This window comes from Neisseria sicca (genome assembly GCF_003044565.1).
GTDB lineage: Bacteria > Pseudomonadota > Gammaproteobacteria > Burkholderiales > Neisseriaceae > Neisseria > Neisseria sicca_A.
Map to the genome: position 1 here is coordinate 64,792 of NZ_POXG01000001.1, position 19,785 is coordinate 84,576.

The window sequence follows — 19,785 nt, forward strand, 5'->3', positions numbered from 1 at the left end:
GGATTGATACTGTCCGTGGCTTGTTTCATGCTTATTCATCGACTATAAAAACAAACCGTTTGACGGTTGACCCCATACATTCAGAGGTCGTCTGAAACCATACTGTAGATTTTCAGACGACCTTTCCCCAGTTTTATCAGATACAAGAAATGATTTATGAACGAAATAACTCTGGATTCCACCGTTCCTGAAGGGCACAAACGCTCCATCCGCAGCTTTGTGTTGCGTCAAGGGCATATGACTGCGGCGCAGCAGCGTGCCATTGATACGATGTGGCCGCAGTTCGGCATCGATTACCAAGATTCCGTGTTGGACTTGAATCAGCGTTTCGGCAGCGACCGCCCCAAGGTTTTGGAAATCGGTTTTGGTATGGGCGTGGCGACTGTGGAAATCGCCAAGCGCCTGCCTGATACCGACTTTTTGGCGATTGATGTGCACGGTCCCGGCGTCGGCAACATCCTGAAATTGATTGAAGAAGAACGCATCGGCAATATCCGCGTGATGCGGCACGATGCGGTCGAAGTGGTCGAAAATATGCTTTCAGACGACGTGCTCGACGGCATTCACATTTTCTTTCCCGACCCTTGGCACAAAAAACGCCATAACAAACGCCGCTTGGTGCAAACGCCGTTTGTGCAGAAACTGCTGCCCAAGTTGAGAGTCGGCGGCTATATCCATCTGGCGACCGACTGGGAAGAATACGCGCAGCAGATGCTGGAAGTGTTGAGCGGTTTTGACAATTTGCAAAATACCGCCGCCGATTACGCGCCTACGCCCGACTACCGTCCCGAAACGAAATTTGAAGCCCGCGGCAAACGCTTGGGGCACGGCGTTTGGGATTTGGTTTTCAAACGCATCAAATAAACCGATTGGAGAATCTTCCATGTTTACAGGTATCGTCCAAGGTGTCGGCGAAATCATCGCCATCCGCGAACCGTCCGCCGATTTCCGTACCCATATCGTCAAGCTGCCCGATGGGATGACCGAGCATCTGCAAATCGGCGCATCCGTCGCCAACAACGGCTGCTGCCTGACCATTACCCAAATCAACGGCGATACGGTCAGCTTTGATTTGATGAAAGAAACCTTGGAAAAGACCAATTTGGGTCGTCTGAAAACGGGAGATGCGGTTAATCTCGAACGTGCCGCCCGTTTCGGCGATGAAATCGGCGGACACGTCATGAGCGGGCATATCATGACGACTACGCGAATTACTCGGATAGAGCACAGCGAGTTTAACCGCACGGTATGGTTTGCGCTGCCGCCCGAACTCAAGCCCTATATTTTGAGCAAAGGCTTTGTCGGCTTGGACGGTTGCAGCCTAACCATAGGCGACGTTACCGAAACGGAATTCAATGTCCATCTGATTCCGGAAACTTTGACGCGCACCTTGTTCGGCAGTCGGAAAGAGGGCGACGTCATCAATATCGAAATCGACCCGCAAACCCAAGCCGTTGTCGATACCGTGATGCGCGTGATGGCGCAGCAAAATCCTGCCACATCAGGACAAGAGGGATATATATGAAACTCGCCGCCTTTTTGCAGAAAGCCTATTCCGTTTTGAACCGTCTTGATTTGGTGTTGCCCGAAGAACCCGGTAAAACCGACTGGAACGCTTTGGCATACCGTTGGCACAGTGTCGGTAAAAAAGGGATTTTGGAAAGCCTGCCGAACCCGCATACATTCCCGCTTGACCGTCTTGCTGCCGTCGGGGCGCAAACCGAAAAACTGAAACGCAATACTGAACAGTTTTTGGCAGGCCGATCTGCGAATAATGTTTTGATGAGCGGTTCGCGCGGAACGGGTAAATCCTCGTTGGTCAAAGCCTTGTTACACGAATATGCCGAACAAGGGCTGCGCTTGATTGAGGTCGATAAGAGCGATTTGGTCAGCCTGCCAGCGCTGCTTTCCTTGTTGAAAGACCGTCCTGAAAAATTCATCGTATTCTGCGACGATTTATCGTTTGAAACCGGCGATGAAACCTACAAAGCCCTGAAAACCGCATTGGACGGCGGTTTGTCGCAAAGATGCAGCAACGTCTTGGTGTACGCAACCTCCAACCGGCGCCACCTGATGCCTGAATATATGGATGAAAACGGCGGGACAACGGGCATACGCGGCGAAATCCATCAAAAAGAAGCCGTTGAGGAAAAAATTTCCCTGTCCGACCGTTTCGGTTTGTGGTTGAGTTTTTATCCGTTTGATCAAAACGACTACCTTCAGGCAGTTCAAAATTGGTTGAATGATTTCGATGTGGATTTTGATGAAACGGCACACAAGGCAGCATTGCAATGGGCGCAAATGCGCGGCAGCCGCTCGGGGCGCTCAGCTTGGCAGTTTGCGTGTGATTGGGCAGGACGTTTGCCGGAACAACGGATTTTGGATTGAGTTTTTTGAAAATATGCCTGCCGCACTGAAATCTGCGAGAGAGTAAGGGAAGGCAAAGCTTTTTCGGTCAGTTTCCATTTATCTTTCGATGACATCCCTTTAGATTGCCATAGTTCAAAAGGTCGCCTGAAAATTGAACTGCGCCCCAAATCTTGAACACACATAAAAGCCTATTCAGGTACTCTGTGCAAACTGGGTTCTGTATGCGACAGGATTCAGCTTTTTCAATTTCAAACTGCAACGCTCCTAGTTGTAGTAGTCCATATATTCGCCGATCTGTTTCATTAAGTCGCCCACCATCAACTCATCTGGGGCTTTGGGGCTGTGAATTGGCGGCTGGGAGCTCACAAAGTGCAGTTCAAGGTTTTCGACGACCTTGGTGTTTGTTGGGTCTCGAACTAATCTACAGCTACTATTAGGCTATAAAGAAGAATCTAAATATAAATAAGCACGCTATTATATCTAAAAGCAAGCAAATTATAATAAATAATAATAATTTAATGGTTTGGCTTTTTGTTATCAATGATGCTAAGTATTTTGATAGAAAAACAATACTTAAACTTAATAAGTAATATAATAAAATCTCTACTATTCCTAAGATATAATTGCTGATATTTCCATTATAAATATTTAGAATGAGGTTAATAAGTCCTTTCAGTTCTCTGGTTAAGCACAAAATAAACAATAGGTTTAAAAATGATGAGATAAATAATTTCAACATATTATGTTACTTATAATAAAAAATACGTTGTTTACTCAACAGGTTGAGAAAAATAAGTCTGTAAGACCTCAAAAGGCGTATCATCCTTCAAGCTTTTATGAGGCTTTACCATATTATAAAAATTCACAAAGCGGTACAACTCCTTTTGCCGGTGTTCCGAATCCCTAAATGGAAACTTGCTATGTTACATCTCCTTCAAGGTGTGGATTATCCGTTCCGCCTTACTGTTGGTCTGTTGTCGGACAGGACGGTTGCCGTTGAAGTCGTAGTGGTAGCGGACGGTTTCGGTAACGGGCAGGTACAGCATGTCGTACTGCGCATCGCGCCAGTCGGTTTCGGGTAAGCCGTTTCGGGCATTTTCTTCCTTGCTCGGCACCTTCCATTGGTGCTGGGCTATGAGTTGGCCGTTTTCGTTGTAGTCGAAGCAGGTGATGTTATGGCGGTTGGCGGCGCGGACGAGGTTGCCGTCCAAGTCGTATTGGTAAGCGGTTTCCTGAACCTTGTCGTTATCGCGGGCGAGGGTGTGGATTAAGCGTCCCAATTTATCGCGTTTGAACTCGGTAATCCGCAGCGGGGTTTGGCTGTCGAGGTCGTCTGAAAGCGGGGCGGCGTCTTTTTTGGGGATGGGCTGTCCGCCCAGCTGCGCCATCAGTTTGGCGGCGAGGGAGGCGTCGTCGCCGAATTCGTGCTGCTCGACCAGCTCATTGCCGGCGTTGTAGCGGTAGCCGGTGAGCTTATGGTCGAAACCGCTTTCGGCAATCAGGCGGTCGAGGACGTCGTAGGCAAAGCGGTAGCGCGCATCGTTTTCATTGGTAAGGCCGACCAGGCGGCGGGTTTTGTCGTAGTGGTAACCAAAGGTATGACCCAGCGCATTGGTGCGTCGGATCGGCAAACCGTCTTGGCTGTATTCGTAGGAGCTTTTGGCTCAGATTGTTAAAGAATAAATAGTTCAGACGACCTCGAAAAAGGATCGAGGTCGTTTGAAAAGCAGAAACAGCATGATTACCGCACCCACGCTACGGCGGAATTTGAGGTTTCATGCGGGCTACGGCTTGTTGTTGGGTCTCGACCCAACCTACGCTTGCTTTCCATTGGTGCTGGGCGATGAGCTGGCCGTTTTCGTTGTAGTTGAAGCAGGTAAGGGGGATATAGGTAAAGGCCGTCTGGAGGTTATTTCAGACGACCTTGATGTTTGATTAGGTCTCGACCCAAACTACGGCTACTCGGAGTTTTCTTACATTTTATATATTTTTAGATCATAATGTTTTCATATTGAAAGATATTACTTGTGATACCAAATCATTAGTATCAAAAAATATAATTATTCTATAGTTCTCATAATCTCCGTTAGTATCTGGCAACCAACATACGAAGATATGTGAATTCTGATAATTTGAAGCATAATAATCAGGATCAAAAAAATATTTAATTTCAATCCATTCACCACTAGGAAATTCAAATAATTTTTTTAAGTAATTACTCTTTTTTTCTAAAACAAAATCATCTAACAACATATCTAATTCAATTACTGATTTAAGCTCTTCATCTGAGAAAAGTTTCATGATATCTCCTTATTGAACAAATGATTTAATATGAGAAATCTCTTCTAAAGTTGCCCGTCTAATTTTACCTGCGCGTAATCTTTGTTGATGAGCTGCTTTGGGTCTATTATTAATCGTAGTTACCACTTCTCCATCAGGTTCGATAATATGCTCTCGGCTTCCTTTGCACCTAATTACATATCGACCATCGCTTGGCTGAACAAAAATATCTGCATCTCTTGCATTTATTAAATCATTCGTTACATTTCCAACATTCCTACCTTGTAACTGTCTTTCAATAGCATGCTTCCCTTTTCGAAGGCTTACACCTAGGGGGTCAATCCAAATATGGTTATTAGGTGCGAACTGATAAAAATTCTCTCCACTCCACAACCCAATCGGATCCTGATTCACAAACCGCCCGGCATCAGGCTCATAATACCTGAAGAAGTTGTAATGCAGCCCCGTCTCACGGTCGGCGTACTGGTTCTGCAATCGGAACGGCTGGTGCGTCGTTCCCGTTACGTTCGTCTCGTTTTTCAGACGACCCCAGCCGGTGTAGTTGCCGAACCACAGCAAATTGCCATCCTTATCGGTCATCTCCCTAGGGATGCCGATTTGATCGCAGTGGAAGTAGTGGGTCTGTTGGCGGCTTTCGCCGTCTTCGGTTGTCCAGTTTCGGACTTGCGCCAAAGGCTCGTAGGAATCCGGGTCGGTGTAGATATAGGTATATCTACCGTCCGAGTGGATTTCTTGCAGCAGATGGCTGCCGTCCCAAACGAAACGGGTTTGGTTTTCGAGGTCGTTCCCGCTTAAATCATGAGGGAATGACGTTTCTGAAACTTCTTCGTTTTTCAGACGACCTTTGCCTATCCTTCTGCCCAAGGCATCGTAGGTGTACGCCCAAGTTTCTTTCGTGCCGTCTTTTTTGAAGATTTCGGCTTTAACCAGTTGGTCGTGCAGGTCGTAGAAATAGTTCTGCACTTCGCCATCGGCCAATTCGCGGTGGATGAGGTTGCCGAGGTCGTCGTAATAACAGGTCGTGCCGTTGTAGGTTTTCAGGCGGTTGTCGGTGACGGCATTGAGGTCGTCTGAAAGCGGCGCGGCCGTTTTGCCCTCTCCCCGACCCTCTCCCACGGGAGAGGGGGTAGGGTATGGTTTGACCTTTTCCGTCGGGATGTCGAGGATATTGTGCGCGGGGTCGAAGGCGAACAGTTCGCTGCCCGCTTGGATAATCCTGCCCAGTTTGTCGTACTCGAAATGCGTCGTCCCCGTCCGCTGGTCGGTGCTGTGGGTCAGGTTGCCGGTGCGGTCGTAGCCGTAGCTGCGTTTGACGGCGGTTTGGCCATAACCTGCCGCGACTTTGGTTTTGCCTTTGTCGCCCTCAGTCAAGTCGTTGAGGGTGGCGATTTGTCTTTTCAGACGACCTAGGGGATCGAGTTCGTAACGGCTGGCGAGCTTACCCTGTGTGCGGTAGATTTCACGGTGCAGCTGATCGCGTTCGATGTCGGTGATGACTTCGTCGTCGAGGCTGATTTGGTGCAGGTGGCCGCTGCCGTAATACAGATAGTTGATTTGTCTGCCGTCGGGCAGGACGGTGGCGGTACGGTTGCCGTTGAAGTCGTAGTGGTAGCGGACGGTTTCGGTAACGGGCAGGTACAGCATATCATACTGCGCATCGCGCCAGTCGGTTTCGGGTAAGCCGTTTTGGGCGTTTTCTTCTTTGGACGGCACTTTCCATTGGTGCTGGGCGATGAGTTGGCCGTTTCCGTTGTGGTTGAAGCAGGTAAGGGTAAGCGTATAGGGAAAGGTCGTCTGAAGGTTATTTCAGACGACCTTGCGATAGCTACTATGACTACTTCATTCAAGTCCATAATCAGGAATAGATAATTGAAATGGAGACAATATTAAAGACTCTCCGCTTTTAATATTTTTTACATGAAACAGTACAAGACCCATTGTCCAGCGTTTATCAGTTTGAATATCTAAATCACACTGTTCCTGTTCATTAATTGAAAAATAAATTCCCTGTTTATTTTCAAACTGAATTAATCCATTTACTAGAATACCAACAATAGCAAAAGGTGGTATCCACATTGCTTGTATAGCGTAGGAGTCAGTATCAGATAATTCAAAATGAAAATTATCTAATATTCTAATATTTTTTATTCTTTCAATAATAAATTTTTCATACTCTATATAATTTTCTATTATATCATAAGGGTTTCTCATAAAATCAAGACAATCAATAAACTCATATGAATAAGCAAAAAAATTTCTAATATCTTGTGGTTTATAAGGTAAATTCATTATATTTCTTCCTTAAAATATAAGTATGATTTTCTCAGCAAACCGCTGAGCATTTTCAGGGAATCGTGATTTCTGAACCTTAAATGAAAATAAGTCATTTCCTTTTCCATTATTAGGGCATTTTTCTTTTAATGCTTTGTTTATGTCTGATTCTATATTCTTTAATTCACTAGGCAAATCTTTTCCCATTGCTCCTTTTGTTAGCATATCAGTAGCAATAAAAGCATCAATATCTGAAGATGGACTCCAGTTCGTACCCTTATAACTACTTTTCCCTGAAGCGGTACTACCTCTTATTCCAACTCTCGCATCAGAGGCAATACTTTTAATATCATTTTTACGTTTTCCTACCTCAAGTTTAGTGTACTCAATAATGTCTTCTCTAGAACATGGGGTATTGCATGCACCAGGAGTAGGAGATAAACCTAGTAAATCAAACCATGCTTGTGTATTTTTTGCAAACCGATAAAGATTCTCTCCACCCAGCAACCCAATCCTATCCTGATTTACAAACCGCCCGGCATCAGGCTCATAGTACCTGAAGAAGTTGTAATGCAGCCCCGTCTCGCGGTCGGCATACTGGTTCTGCAACCTAAAAGGCTGATGTGCTGTTTCCGTTATGTTGGTTTCGCTCTTCAGCTTACCCCAACCGTAATAATCCCCAAACCACAGTAAATTACCGTCTTTGTCGGTCATCTCTCTTGGGATGCCGATTTGGTCGCAATGGAAGTAGCGGGTTTGTTGGCAGCTTTCGCCGTCTTCGGTTGTCCAGTTTCGGACTTGCGCTAAAGGCTCGTAGGAGTCTGGGTCGGTGTAGATATAGGTATATCTGCCATCCGGGTGGATTTCCTGCAAGAGATGGCTGCCGTCCCAAACGAAGCGGGTTTGGTTGTCGAGACCGTTCCCGCTTAAATCATGCGGGAATGACGTTTCTGAAACTTCTTCGTTTTTCAGACGGCCTTTGCCTATCCTTCTGCCCAAGGCGTCGTAGGTGTACGCCCAAGTTTCTTTCGTGCCATCTTTTTTGAAGATTTCGGCCTTAACCAGTTGGTCATGCAGGTCGTAGAAATAGTTCTGCACTTCGCCGTCGGCCAGCTCGCGGTGGATCAGGTTGCCGAGGTCGTCGTAGTAATAGGTCGTGCCGTTGTAGGTTTTCAGGCGGTTGTCGGGGACGGCGGAGCGACCGTCTGAAAGCGGCACGGTCATTTTGCCCTCTCCCCGACCCTCTCCCACGGGAGAGGGGGCAGGGTATGGTTTGACCTTTTCCGTCGGGATGTCGAGGATATTGTGTGCGGGGTCGAAGGCGAACAGTTCGCTGCCAGCTTTGGTGATTCGACCGAGTTTGTCGTACTCGAAATGGGTCGTCCCAGTCCGCTGGTCGGTGCTGTGGGTCAGGTTGCCGGTGCGGTCGTAGCCGTAGCTGCGTTTGACCGCGGTTTGGCCATAACCCGCTGCGACTTTGGTTTTGCCTTTACCGCCTTCCGTCAGGTCCTTGAGGGTGGCGATTTGCCGTTTCAGACGACCTAAAGGATCGAGTTCGTAACGGCTGGCGAGTTTACCTTGTGTGCGGAAGATTTCGCGGTGCAGCTGATCGCGTTCGATGTCGGTGATGACTTCGTCGTCGAGGCCGATTTGGTGCAGGTGGCCGCTGCCGTAATACAGATAGTTGATCTGTCTGCCGTCGGGCAGGACGGTGGCGGTACGGTTGCCGTTGAAGTCGTAGTGGTAGCGGACGGTTTCGGTAACGGGCAGGTACAGCATATCATACTGCGCATCGCGCCAGTCGGTGTCGGGCAAACCGTTTCGGGCGTTCTCTTCTTTAGACGGCACTTTCCATTGGTGCTGGGCGATGAGCTGGCCGTTTTCGTTGTAGTCGAAGCTGGTGATGCTGTGGCGGTTGGCGGCGCGGACGAGGTTACCGTCCGGGTCGTAGCCGTAAACGGTTTCCTGAACCTTGTCGTTATCGCGGGCGAGGGTGTGGATTAAGCGTCCCAATACATCGCGTTTGAACTCGGTAACTCGCAGCGGGGTTTGGCTGTCGAGGTCGTCTGAAAGCGGGGCGGCGTCTTTTTTGGGGACGGGTTGTCCGCCCAGTTGCGCCATCAGTTTGGCGGCGAGGGAGGCGTCGTCGCCGAATTCGCGCTGCTCGACCAGTTCGTTGCCGGCGTTGTAGCGGTAGCCGGTCAGCTTATGGTCGAAGCCGCTTTCGGCAATCAGGCGGTCGAGGACGTCGTAGGCAAAGCGGTAGCGCGCACCGTTTTCATTGGTAAGGCCGACTAAGCGGCGGGCTTTGTCGTAATGGTAGCCGAAGGTATGCCCCAAGGCATTGGTGCGTCGGGTCGGCAGACCGTCTTGGCCGTATTCGTAGGAAGTGGTATGGCCTTCACCGTCGGTATGGGTTTTCAGACGACCTGCGGCATCGTAGCCGAAGGTTTCTTTGCTGCCGTCGGGATAGAGGGCGAGGGTAAGGTTTTGGTCGGCGTCGTAATGGTATTCGGTGTGCTGTCCCAGCGCATCGGTAATACGCGCCAGCTGTCCTTCGGGGGTGTAGGCCAGTTTGGTTTCGTAACCGGAACAGTCGGTAATGAGGTCGGGCTGGCGGTTTTCATTGTAGTGATAGGCGGTGCTGCTGCCGTTCGGATCGGTTACCGACAGCAACAGGCCGTTGTCGGCGTATTCGAAACGGGTGGTATGTTTCAGCGGGTCGGTATGGGTCAGCAGGTTGCCCGCTTCGTCGTAGGTATAGCCGTCATAACGGCCTTCCGCATCGCTTTTACGGATCAGGCGGTAGCAGTCGTCATAGTCGAAATACAGGATGGCGCCGTCGGGACGGACGATGGTTTCGATCTGTCCCTCGTTGCTGTACTGATAACGGGTAACGCGCCCCATCGCATCGGTGTGGCTGAGCAGACGGCCCAAACCGTCGCGTTCCATCAATACGGTGCTGCCGTCAGCAAACACCCGTTTGGTCAACTCGTTGTTGTAATCGTAATGATATTGCTCGGTACGGCCTAATACGTCGGTTACCTCGGTATAGCCGTCGTGATAGGTAAAGCGCCATTCTTCGCCCAAAGAAGTCCAGTTGCGCAACACCTTGCCGGTCGGGGTGTAATGGTTGTATTCGTATTCCGATACCAATCCTGCCGCATCCGTGTGCGACACCATCAGGTTGTTTTTATAGCCGAAGCTGCGTTTGACGTTGCCGTCGCGGCCGATGACGCGGATCAGGTCGCCGCTGCCGTTGTATTCGTAGCGGACCAGCGGACTGCCGACCCGGACCGCTTCGCCGAAGGCGGGCAAACCCTCCAACAGCGATACCGACAGCAGCCGCATTCTAGGCGACTGCTCATCGGCCACATTGCCGAAGTTCAGCGAGAATACCCGTCCGTTGCCGTCGATGACGTATTGCGGCAGACCGGTCAGCGGATGATAGACGAAACGCTGATGGTTGCCGTTGGCGTCTTCCACCGCGACCAGCGGGAAGAGGGTGGAATCTTTATCCGAACCGTCTTCCGCGACCACCAAAGGTGCAAAGCGCAGCGCTATCAAACCATCCAGCGACGCAATGACATAATGCCCGTCCGGATTTTTGCTGAACCAAATCTGTTCGCTCTCGAACAATACCGGCTCTTCGTCGTCTTCATCGACTTCCGGCAGCGGGAACAAACGACCCTGATCGTCGATATAGGCCAATCCCGCCGCATCGCGGATAATGCGTTGGCAACCCGGCACGCTCCAGCCCTCGCCGAGCCAGCCGATACCGTCTTGGTCGGAATAATAGCTGCGGCTCCAGACCAGCGGCAGGATGCCTTCAAAAGCAAAGTCGGTTTCACTCTCCAAAAACTTCAACCCGTGTATCGGATTGACCGGCCGGCCGGCAGCGGCGGCGGCTTTGCAGGAAATACAGGGTTTTTTTCCTAGTTTTCCTTTGAACTTGTTGTTCATGTAGAACACGTCGCCGGTACGGACGATGTAGCGTTTGCGGATTTTAACCGAAGAAGAATGTATCATCGGCCATGCTGGTTTGGTGGCGGTACGGGAAAGTATGCCCTTGCGGCCGGGCACGGCGGGTTCATCGCCGGTAGTGCGGTTGGTTTTACTGGCTTTGAAGACGAAGGCGGGTTTGCGATTGAGACGCACGTCTTTGGCGACCGTCTTGGCGCCGCCCAAGTCGGCGAAGAGCGGGAAGGGGAGGGGCGGGACTTGAGGAGGAGCAGGAGGAGGCGGCCAACAGAAATCAGGAAGGGTAAAGACGACGCGGAAACTACTGTCTTTGCGGGCGATTTTATTGAATGCCATGGCGGCTTGCTCCTGTTAGGGGATGGGGTCGTCTGAAAGCTGGGTGAATGAGGGTTTAGAGTTTCAGACGACCTATGTGTGGTTTATGCGTGTGCTGCCAAAGATGGTGGGATTGGGATAAATTCATCCTGTGAATCCCGACAAGCTTGGGCGGCTGCGATTTGGTCTGCCCGTTCGTGTCGGGCGATAAATCTGAGCTGACATGCCGCAATTTCCAGTTCTTCCGGAAAAGAAGTACGGTAGCTGCAATCAATGCGGCGTTGTTCTACATCGACGAGGATGGTGTCCAATACCATGTCTTTGCACAATGACGAGTTGGTTGCCGTATGGACGTGGACGAACACGGTTTCTACCGGCAAATCAACGGTAAAACGTTGGTTGGGTGCTTGGAAGGAATGCACCATGCCGGTAAAGGTTAGTTCGTAAATATGGTTGGGTTTCAGATGGGGAAGTTGCAGCGAGGGATGGGCGCTGTTCCAATAAGCCATAGAAAAATCTTTAGGCAGTAGCGGGGCGCGGTTGGCTATCCATTGCTCATCGGCAGTGCCGGTATGTTGGGCGCGCAGTGCGAAATAACGGGGCATAAAGCCGAAACCTTCGGGAGCGGCCTTATCGGACGGATCGCGCACGGGGTGTGCAGGGTCGTAGATCTGATGTGCTTTCAGCGTCCGTTTGAACCCGTTTTTTTTGAGTTCGGCTTTCGGATAGTAGCCGATACCGATGGCGTTCTGCTGATAGCCTGTGTGGTCGTCTTCGACTGCGCTGCCGCCAAAGGCAAATTCATAACGGATAGGCAGCGAAAGGATGGGGTCGGGTTCGCTCAAAGACCATCCTGCCGCCTCCCGCACCCAGTAACGTTCCCCGGTAAGCGCTAGGCTTTTTTGGTAGTCGCCGATACTTACGGATACGGTAAATTGCCGAGAGGGAATATCGTCGGGTGCATAGGCGGTGGCATTGACAACCAAGTCGGTTTTGGGCTTGTAGAGGCTGAAGTCGCTTTCAAACTGAGTCGAGGTTCGCGAAGGATCGCCGTAATAGGTATCGGCAAACGTGAGCGGCGTTTGCTTACGGGCAAACGCAAGCTCCGTTTTTCCTGTTTCCGGGTCAATTTCAAACTCGTAGCTGACTTTGGCGACGACTACATCATAAGCCCGATCTGTTTGGTCGATGTTTTTAAACTGCTGCGTATGAAAGCAGGTAAAGTTCTGCAACTCAAACATGGCGTATCTTCTCTAGTTGATATCGACTTTTTTGCCGTCGATATCCACTACTTTGGTGCCGACGATCTTGATCGTTTTGCTGACGATGCTGATTTTGTTTTTATCAATCAAAATCATGGAACTACCAACTTGTATGGTAATTTTCTTGCCTGCGGACAGGGTAATGTTTCGACCTGCGTTGAGGCCGATGTTCATACCGGCGTTGAGACCCATCACCAAGCCGACGCTATGCATTTCTGCACCGACGACATTGGTCATCCAGCCTGCACCGACGTTCAGCATATAACCGGCACCGATGTTGGTCATCTGACCGATGCCAACATTGTTCATACCGTTTAGGCTGACGGTTTCCTGTCTGTTGCCGCCGATACTGCTGACTTCGTTAGCAACAATGGTCTTGTTGCGGTTGGCACCGACGGTCAGCGCTTGGTTTTTGCCGACAGCAACGTTCTGGTCTTGTCCGACAGTCAGCGCTTGGCTCTGACCTATGCCTACTTTTTCGTTCAAGCCAACAGAACGGCTGCGGTTTTTACCCACGTTGACACTTTGGTCTTTACCTACGCTGGTACTTTGGTTATCACCCACACTAATGCTTTGGTTTTGGGTAATGCTGGAGGTCTCGTTTTGACCTACCGATTTTGTGCGGTTTTGGGTAATCGAAGCCGTTTCGTTTTTTTGGACGGTTTTCGCTCGATCGCCCACTACTGTTACGGTTTCGTTGTTACCGATCGTGGTGGTGCGGTCGTTGTTGACGTTGCGGGTTTCGTTATTTTTAACCAGCGAGGTCAGGTCTTTTTGCGCTTGGAAATTGACCATCTCGGAACCGGCAGTATCGTTGAACATCAGTTCATTGAAGTTGGCAAGCGGCGAATTAAAGCTCTTACTTTTGATACCGGATTGTTTGGCTGCGGCAGGAAAGCCCCATGGTGGCGACATTGCGCTGTTGTACAGGCGACCCAATACAATCGGTCGGTCGGCATCGCCGTTGATGAAGTCAACCAACACTTCTTCACCGATACGCGGAGTATTGATAGAACCGTATCCCGCGCCGGCAGAACCTTGCGTTACCCGAACCCAGTTGGAGCTGTTTTCATCCATTTTGCCGTAGCGGTCCCAATGGAATTGGACTTTAATATCGCCATATTCGTTGGTATAAACCTCTTCTCCGGCAGGGCCCGTTACCGTCGCCGCTTGTGTGCCCAATACTTTAGGTTTTGGCGTTTTAAGGGGAGGGCGGTATGGGTAGGATTTGGGCAATACGCGGAATGAAATTCTGAATTTGCCGATACGATCGCCGGTAGTATAGCCGGCTTCTTCAAAATCATAGTCTGCTTTCAGAATGGTGTATTCGGTATTGGATGACGAGTGCGGGTGCTTACTCAGGGTAAATGTATAACCGGGAGCTACCGTCAATGCAGTACCCGAACCGGTAATGATCTTGGTTTGGCTTTTCAGATCTTCACTGCGTACCTGACTGTAATTTTGCGCTTCGGAAACATCGCTAAAGCCGGTATAAAAATCATAATGTTCCATAGGAACAGAACTGAAGTCGTGAACCGAATCAGAAGACTTCATCGGGACTTTGGCGTTTTTATAATTGTATTCTTGGGTCACGAACTGGCTGGATTTCAGGGCATCACGTTCCTCCCAAACATCGATATAGGCGATGTTGGGTGCACCGGGCGCAGTATTTTTGGAATGGTAAGGAATATTAGGAGAAGGGATGGCTTCCAGAATACCCACATCATCAGCAATAACCAGCTCGTGCGAACCGTTGCTGTGGGTAAAATAATAGTAAATGCCTTCCTGTTCAAATAAGCGGCTCAAGAAGTCAAAACTGTTTTCCTGATATTGGACGCAAAAGCCCCTTGTACGATAGCTTTTTTGGCATTTTACTTGGAAAGGGAATCCGAACGGGGACAAGACTTCATTGGTAATATCCAGAACAGACTTATCGACGAATACCCTGCTGTCGGTATTTTGGGTGAGATACCACATAAACGGACGGGCTGTGCAGGTATAGGCATGATAGTCTTCTTCGTCTTCATCTTCACCGATATAGCCGAAGTCGGTCACCAAACCGTTCAGATAGCGCGGGCTGCCTGCTTCTGTATCAATTTCCAATGTTATTGGCTGACCGATAATATCTTTGCCTTGTAAATTGGAATCTTTGGAAACTAAAGTGATATTAAACTCAAAAAGGTTTGAAACAAATTCGGTTCCAAGCATTTTTTTGAATAATAGTTGTGATCCCAAAGGTGTATGAGCAACGACTGTTCTATTCATTTCGGGAAATTCCTTGTTTACATTAAAAGCCAATTCCGCTTCAACGTCAGATTTTCTATTTTTCAATCACACATAGGGCTGTGGCGGAAGCTTGTTGGAATATGTGATTTCAGACGACCTACTTACATCCTCACTATGACCTTCAAACGCACTGAAAATTCCTTAATTTATTTAAATTAAAGGGGTTGAAGGCTGTGGAAGTAGTAAATTCAAGTACAACGGTTTTGCCTTGGATATTGTATTCGACAACGGTAGTGTTTCCTGTCTGGCGAATGATTTTCCCTTTTTCAATCAGGCGGAATATTGACCATGGTCCGGTTGAACTGATACCCGCACTATTGATTTGAGGGGAGGAAATATCTATTTTTGCCAAGGCGTTTTCTTCTTTTGAAGGCCAAGTAAAGGTTGCAGGATTGACTGGACCGTGACTGTATACATAGCTTTTCCCTGCATAAGAAACATTCACACTTTCCAAGCTGGAGTCAAGAATCAAGACTTTGACTGTAAAGTCAAAAGTGGGTGTTTCTGAGCCTTTGTCAAAATATCCTTGTCGGATTGCCGCTATGTCGTTCAGCCTGGAAAAACGGTCTTTAAATGCGCTGTTTTTAGCAGTCAAGGTTTCCAGTTTTTCTGAACGTGCCAATACGGCGGCTTCACCTGATAAATTGGTAAACTTGCTGTACATGCCGTTTGGACCAAATATGTTGGTGAAGCTTTCCAAGGCAACATTGTTTTCAGAACCTCTGTCAAAAGGGTAACCCTGTTGGTGTATCTCTTGGCAACTGTTCGTTACGGTTGCCAACTGTTTTTCCAAGGTAGACATGAGCTTTTCATCGACAATCTTGTCGGTGTTTTTCAAAATAATCTCAGAAAAGCTGTCTAGCATTGGGCGGAAGGGCATAGGAAGCCGGTTTACTTCAGCTTTGTATTTCACAAACGGATCATCAGGAGGTAAATCTACGCCTTTTTCAACTGCGACATTAACGGCAACCAAATAAACGTACAAATCATTAATGGCTTCAGTAACACTGTTAATTGCCGGAGGTTGATCATTTGTGGTTTCAGTTAAACTATGGAAATCTGCAAAAGCATCATCAACAGGAGTGGCCAGTTTTAAAGCAGCCAATTCATTTTTTACATTGGCCTCTCCTTCAACGTCTAAAAGCTTTGACAGTCCTGCTCTATTTAACCATTCGGCAATTTTACTGTCTGCTTTATCCGTTATCTTTTTATCAATGGTCAGCGTTGTGTTATCACTGATACCTTTGATAATGTTAACCAAGGGAGAATTTTTCTCTGATAAAAGCTTGGCAATCTGAATGCTTTCTCGTGATGATTTAGGTACGACCAATGACAAATCAGCCAAATAGTTATTCCATGCTTTGATGTAATTACTGAAATAAAGCTTTTGAGCATCAGAAAGGACAGTAGCTTTACTTTGGCTTTGAGAAGCATAACTACCTAATACCCAGTTGTCTTCATTAAAAAATTGCTCTGCCGATTTAACCATAGCAGGTAAGACTTTGGTAATGTAAGCCTCTTTGGTATAAATGAAGTTAATAGGCTCTTTTAAAGCTCCACCAGTTTTACGACGGAACAATAAGTGGCTTTGCACACCGCCCATACTTGAAAAAGAAACAGGTGTGATTCCTTCTTTGCCTGAGAGAGCAACTGTGTTGATGGTATCTTCCAGTACCATAGTGGCAATATCTCTTTGGGCAATTTCCTGCCTACGGCGTTCTACCAATTCTTCATCATAGGGTACGCTGGGAGTAATGCTTTGTTTGGAGAGTATTTGGTTTAAAGCTTTCTCAAGAGATTTTTTCTGTTGCTCACTCATACCTGAAGATTCTGCTTTAGACAAATTAGTCATCAGCCAATTTTGCATAAAAGCGGCATCAAAATGTTCTTTGTCATACATCATCAGATAAGCTTTTAAAGCATTGTAACCATTGATGCCGTCTGAGCCGCTGGTTGTACGCAGAAGTTCATCTAATTTGAAGCTGATTAAAGGCATCACGTTGTCTTGAAGGATTCTTCGGTAGGCAGATTCCCCAACGTCTTCCATTTGCCCGCCTTGATAAAGACCCATGCGATAGCTGAGGGGAGGAGAAGACAGATCGGGAATCTCTCTACTGCGGGTCGTATCTTTGACATGTTCTGCAAATGTTACTGCTTTAAGCAGGTCGGGAGCTTCAGTGTATTTCTTCGCCTCTTGACCCAGTTTGGTTGCTTTATCGCCAACCTGCTCAAGATATGAGCGATTATTCGAATAACTGTTCAGCATCATGGCTAAGCAGGCGGCGACTATGGTGACAATAGCTCCAATGCCTAACCAATAGAGCATTTGTTTTTTGACAAACCAAGATTTATTTTCTCCCGCCAGGTTTGCTTCACTAAGAATGACATCAGAGAACAGTCTGTGCAGGAAAAAGCTTCGCTCGTTGTTTTGAGTTTTGGTTCGATCCGAATCCAAGTATTTTTTCGATAATTGGAAATCGTTTTGTAAGCCATCCAAGATGGGATTGAAATGTTGTCCCGTTTGGGTGCCACTTGAGAAATAAACACCTCTCCACGAGATAGGTTGCTCAAATTTTGAAGATTTAGATAATTCTTTAAATAGAGAAAGTACCGCCTGATTAAGACGTTCAAATTCTTCAGGGAAAGCAAAAGCCGCTGCTTTATCTTCAGAAGATTCCAATTGATGGATGGTACCCAACATAGAAGAGCGCAATTTATCAACAACTTCCGATAAAGCATTGGAAGCAGTGGCAATTGGAGTTTCCATTCCTTCGGTATCAGAAAGAGAAATACCCAAATATTGGTTTCTTTGTTCTTCCGTCAGATGATCAAAGAATTTGTCAAAACCATGCAGCAAATCCAGTTTGGTTATCATAAGATAAACAGGGAAATGTATACCTAATTTGGTATGCATTTCGTGGATCCTTTTGCGAAGTTCTGCAGAAATTTCGGTAATATTGGTTTTACCGCCTAAAAGGTCGTCGACTCCTACGGTAACTACTACACCGTTGATAGGTTGTTTGGGACGGTAGCGCTTCAGTAGGGATACAAATTCTTCCCAGTCGCTGGAGTCCTTATTGCTGTGGTTGTCATGTAAAGACAATCTGCCTGCAGTATCAAGAAGTACAATTTCATCGGATAAAAACCAATCGCAATCGCGCGTCCCTGCCAAGCCGCTTACAGATGTTCCTAAAGTGCTTTCTAGAGGGAAGTTGAGACCAGAGCGTTTTAATGCTGTTGTTTTACCAGAACCGGCAGCACCTAAAACAACGTACCACGGCATTTGATAAAGATATTGCCCCTCTTCCAATCTTGCCAATAAACTATTTTTAGATCTGGAAAATTTAGCGTTTTTCAGTACTTTATCCATTTCAGCAAACTGACGACTCATTGAGCTAACATCGCTTGCATTTTTCAAGATGGGTTCTTGCGCTGCGCGGATTTCCTTCAGTAAGGCAGCGTTTCGGCGTGACTCACGATATTGGCGAAATATAGCTTTAGCCAACCAAATGCCGATAATGGCGGCGCACACAGCAAGGCGAATGACCTTGCTTTCTAAGGGGCGAATTTCACCTATGGAAATCAGTGGGCCGATAAACCATACCAATATAATCAGACCGGCGATACCCAGCATTACCCATAAAGAACGGGAGCCTAGAAAATAAAGAATTTTTTTCATATTTGTTTTTCCGTATCAATCCAATTTCAGATTATTGATGTGTATTCACATCACTGCTTGGCTGAGTAGTGGAAGTATTGGTTTTTACTTCCACTGCGCTACCCAGTTTAGGACCGGTTCCAGTTGTGAATAGGGTGATTTCAACCCTTCGGTTTTTGGCTCTATTTTCCAAAGTATCATTTGGCGCAACAGGATCGGTCGAGCCACGTCCTTCAGAACGAATACGTGTTCCACCATTTTTGATGTAATTCAATAAAATTTCTTTTACTGCATCTGCCCTAGCCTGCGAGAGATGCCAGTTAGATGGGAAGTTCAAGCTTTGAATAGGTTTGTCGTCAGTATATCCGGTAACGACGATTTGCCCTTCTACACTGTCTAGAGCTTGGCTGACTCTAGCCAAGACAGGGTAATATTGGTCTTGGATTTGCGCAGAACCAGATTCAAAAAGACCATCACCTAAAATAGTAACCGTACTTCTGTCTTGGAAGTCTTCCACAGAGACTAGCTTTCTGGCGATTTCATTTTCCAATAAAGGCCGTAACCGAATGGTGCCTTGTGTTTCTTGCTGTTTGGCTGTGACAGGAGGAAGTTTGAGATTGTTGACTTTTGTACTGGACGTATCAAAATCATTACCTAAAGACCATTGCATAGCAAAGTAGCCTATTCCCAAGACAACAGCTCCTAAAACACCTACTACCCATAAAGGAATGGTAAGCCTCTGTTTTCGTTGGATAGTATTAGTAATAATTGGATTGTGTTTGAAAAGCTCAGCGGTTTGATCCGGCCGTTTGCTGTGAATTAAGGCAAGCAAATCTCTCTTAATTTTGTCGATTTCGAGTTCACCACTATTTAATACTTGATATTTGCCTTTGTAGCCGAATTGTAAACATAAGTACATGAACTCTAATAAATCAATATTTTTATCCGGATCCTGCTTCAGATTTTGAATAATCTCAAAAAAACGCTCTCCGCCCCATGTTTCGTCATAGAAAGAGACTAACAGGCTGTTTTTGGACCAAGTTTCATCTGCCCAACCCGCCCGAACAGCTAATTCATCTACGAATGTACATAGACAGTACTTTGCAGCTTGGATGGCGTCGTACCTTGCTCCGTTTTTTTCAGCATTTTCTTCAAAATTATTGATTAGTATAGAAAATTTGTTGATCAAACTGTCGGTAGACAATTGACTGGTAGTTTGCTGCATCGCATTGACTAAGATAAAAACCGGTTTGGCTGCCTCAATCAAAGGGTTATAAATATTTGCGATGCTGTGTGCAGCATTATTCTGGTTATCCATAATGAAATTCCAAATTAAACCAA

General features: G+C 47.3%; 12 protein-coding genes and 2 pseudogenes. 4 read left to right on the top strand and 10 right to left on the bottom strand.

Going from position 1 to position 19,785, the window contains the following annotated elements; translation table 11 throughout:
- Nucleotides 1–156: 156 nt before the first annotated feature.
- From trmB to DBZ16_RS00340, 3 genes are read left to right on the top strand one after another with little or no spacing between them, the layout of a single operon-like run.
- A complete protein-coding gene (gene trmB, locus DBZ16_RS00330) occupies nt 157–864 on the top strand; it encodes a tRNA (guanosine(46)-N7)-methyltransferase TrmB (protein ID WP_107812521.1) in 708 nt (235 codons plus the stop codon).
- Between the two features lie 19 nt (nt 865–883).
- Nucleotides 884–1,525, top strand: a complete 642-nt coding sequence (locus DBZ16_RS00335) for a riboflavin synthase subunit alpha (protein ID WP_107812522.1) — start codon at nt 884–886, stop codon at nt 1,523–1,525.
- Nucleotides 1,522–2,388 (top strand): ATP-binding protein, encoded by an 867-nt coding sequence (locus DBZ16_RS00340; RefSeq protein ID WP_107812523.1) that lies wholly within the window; start codon nt 1,522–1,524, stop codon nt 2,386–2,388. Before DBZ16_RS00335 ends, DBZ16_RS00340 begins: the two co-directional genes overlap by 4 nt.
- A gap of 752 nt (nt 2,389–3,140) precedes the next feature.
- Here the strand turns inward: DBZ16_RS00340 and DBZ16_RS16655 are convergent.
- A pseudogene (locus DBZ16_RS16655) lies at nt 3,141–3,359 on the bottom strand (integrase core domain-containing protein); the annotation flags it as partial.
- A pseudogene (locus tag DBZ16_RS16570) lies at nt 3,357–3,935 on the bottom strand (RHS repeat protein); the annotation flags it as partial. The pseudogenes DBZ16_RS16570 and DBZ16_RS16655, both read right to left, overlap by 3 nt.
- 172 nt (nt 3,936–4,107) lie before the next feature.
- Between DBZ16_RS16570 and DBZ16_RS00360 the strand changes: the two are divergent.
- Nucleotides 4,108–4,305 (top strand): hypothetical protein, encoded by a 198-nt coding sequence (locus tag DBZ16_RS00360; RefSeq protein WP_107812524.1) that lies wholly within the window; start codon nt 4,108–4,110, stop codon nt 4,303–4,305.
- A 60-nt stretch (nt 4,306–4,365) separates the two neighbouring features.
- On the opposite strand, the gene DBZ16_RS00365 is transcribed toward DBZ16_RS00360, so the two are convergent.
- The 8 genes from DBZ16_RS00365 to tssL form a co-directional block, all read right to left on the bottom strand.
- Nucleotides 4,366–4,671, bottom strand: coding sequence for a hypothetical protein (locus tag DBZ16_RS00365; RefSeq protein WP_107812525.1), 306 nt, complete (start codon nt 4,669–4,671; stop codon nt 4,366–4,368).
- 9 nt (nt 4,672–4,680) lie between these two features.
- A complete protein-coding gene (locus DBZ16_RS00370; RefSeq protein ID WP_240600099.1) occupies nt 4,681–6,384 on the bottom strand; it encodes an RHS repeat-associated core domain-containing protein in 1,704 nt (567 codons plus the stop codon).
- 126 nt (nt 6,385–6,510) lie between these two features.
- Nucleotides 6,511–6,960 (bottom strand): hypothetical protein, encoded by a 450-nt coding sequence (locus DBZ16_RS00375; RefSeq protein WP_107812526.1) that lies wholly within the window; start codon nt 6,958–6,960, stop codon nt 6,511–6,513.
- Between the two features lie 12 nt (nt 6,961–6,972).
- Nucleotides 6,973–11,259, bottom strand: coding sequence for a DUF6531 domain-containing protein (locus DBZ16_RS16190; protein WP_107812527.1), 4,287 nt, complete (start codon nt 11,257–11,259; stop codon nt 6,973–6,975).
- 83 nt (nt 11,260–11,342) lie between these two features.
- Nucleotides 11,343–12,479 (bottom strand): DUF2169 family type VI secretion system accessory protein, encoded by a 1,137-nt coding sequence (locus DBZ16_RS00385; RefSeq protein WP_107812528.1) that lies wholly within the window; start codon nt 12,477–12,479, stop codon nt 11,343–11,345.
- 12 nt (nt 12,480–12,491) lie between these two features.
- Nucleotides 12,492–14,765 carry a type VI secretion system Vgr family protein gene (locus DBZ16_RS00390; protein WP_107812529.1) on the bottom strand — a complete coding sequence of 758 codons (2,274 nt, stop codon included), beginning with the start codon at nt 14,763–14,765 and terminating at the stop codon, nt 12,492–12,494.
- A 142-nt stretch (nt 14,766–14,907) separates the two neighbouring features.
- The gene (gene tssM / locus DBZ16_RS00395; protein WP_107812530.1) at nt 14,908–18,465 is read right to left on the bottom strand and encodes a type VI secretion system membrane subunit TssM; all 3,558 of its coding nucleotides are present in this window, start codon (nt 18,463–18,465) and stop codon (nt 14,908–14,910) included.
- A gap of 31 nt (nt 18,466–18,496) precedes the next feature.
- Nucleotides 18,497–19,762 carry a type VI secretion system protein TssL, long form gene (gene tssL, locus DBZ16_RS00400; protein ID WP_107812531.1) on the bottom strand — a complete coding sequence of 422 codons (1,266 nt, stop codon included), beginning with the start codon at nt 19,760–19,762 and terminating at the stop codon, nt 18,497–18,499.
- Between the last annotated feature and the right edge of the window lie 23 nt (nt 19,763–19,785).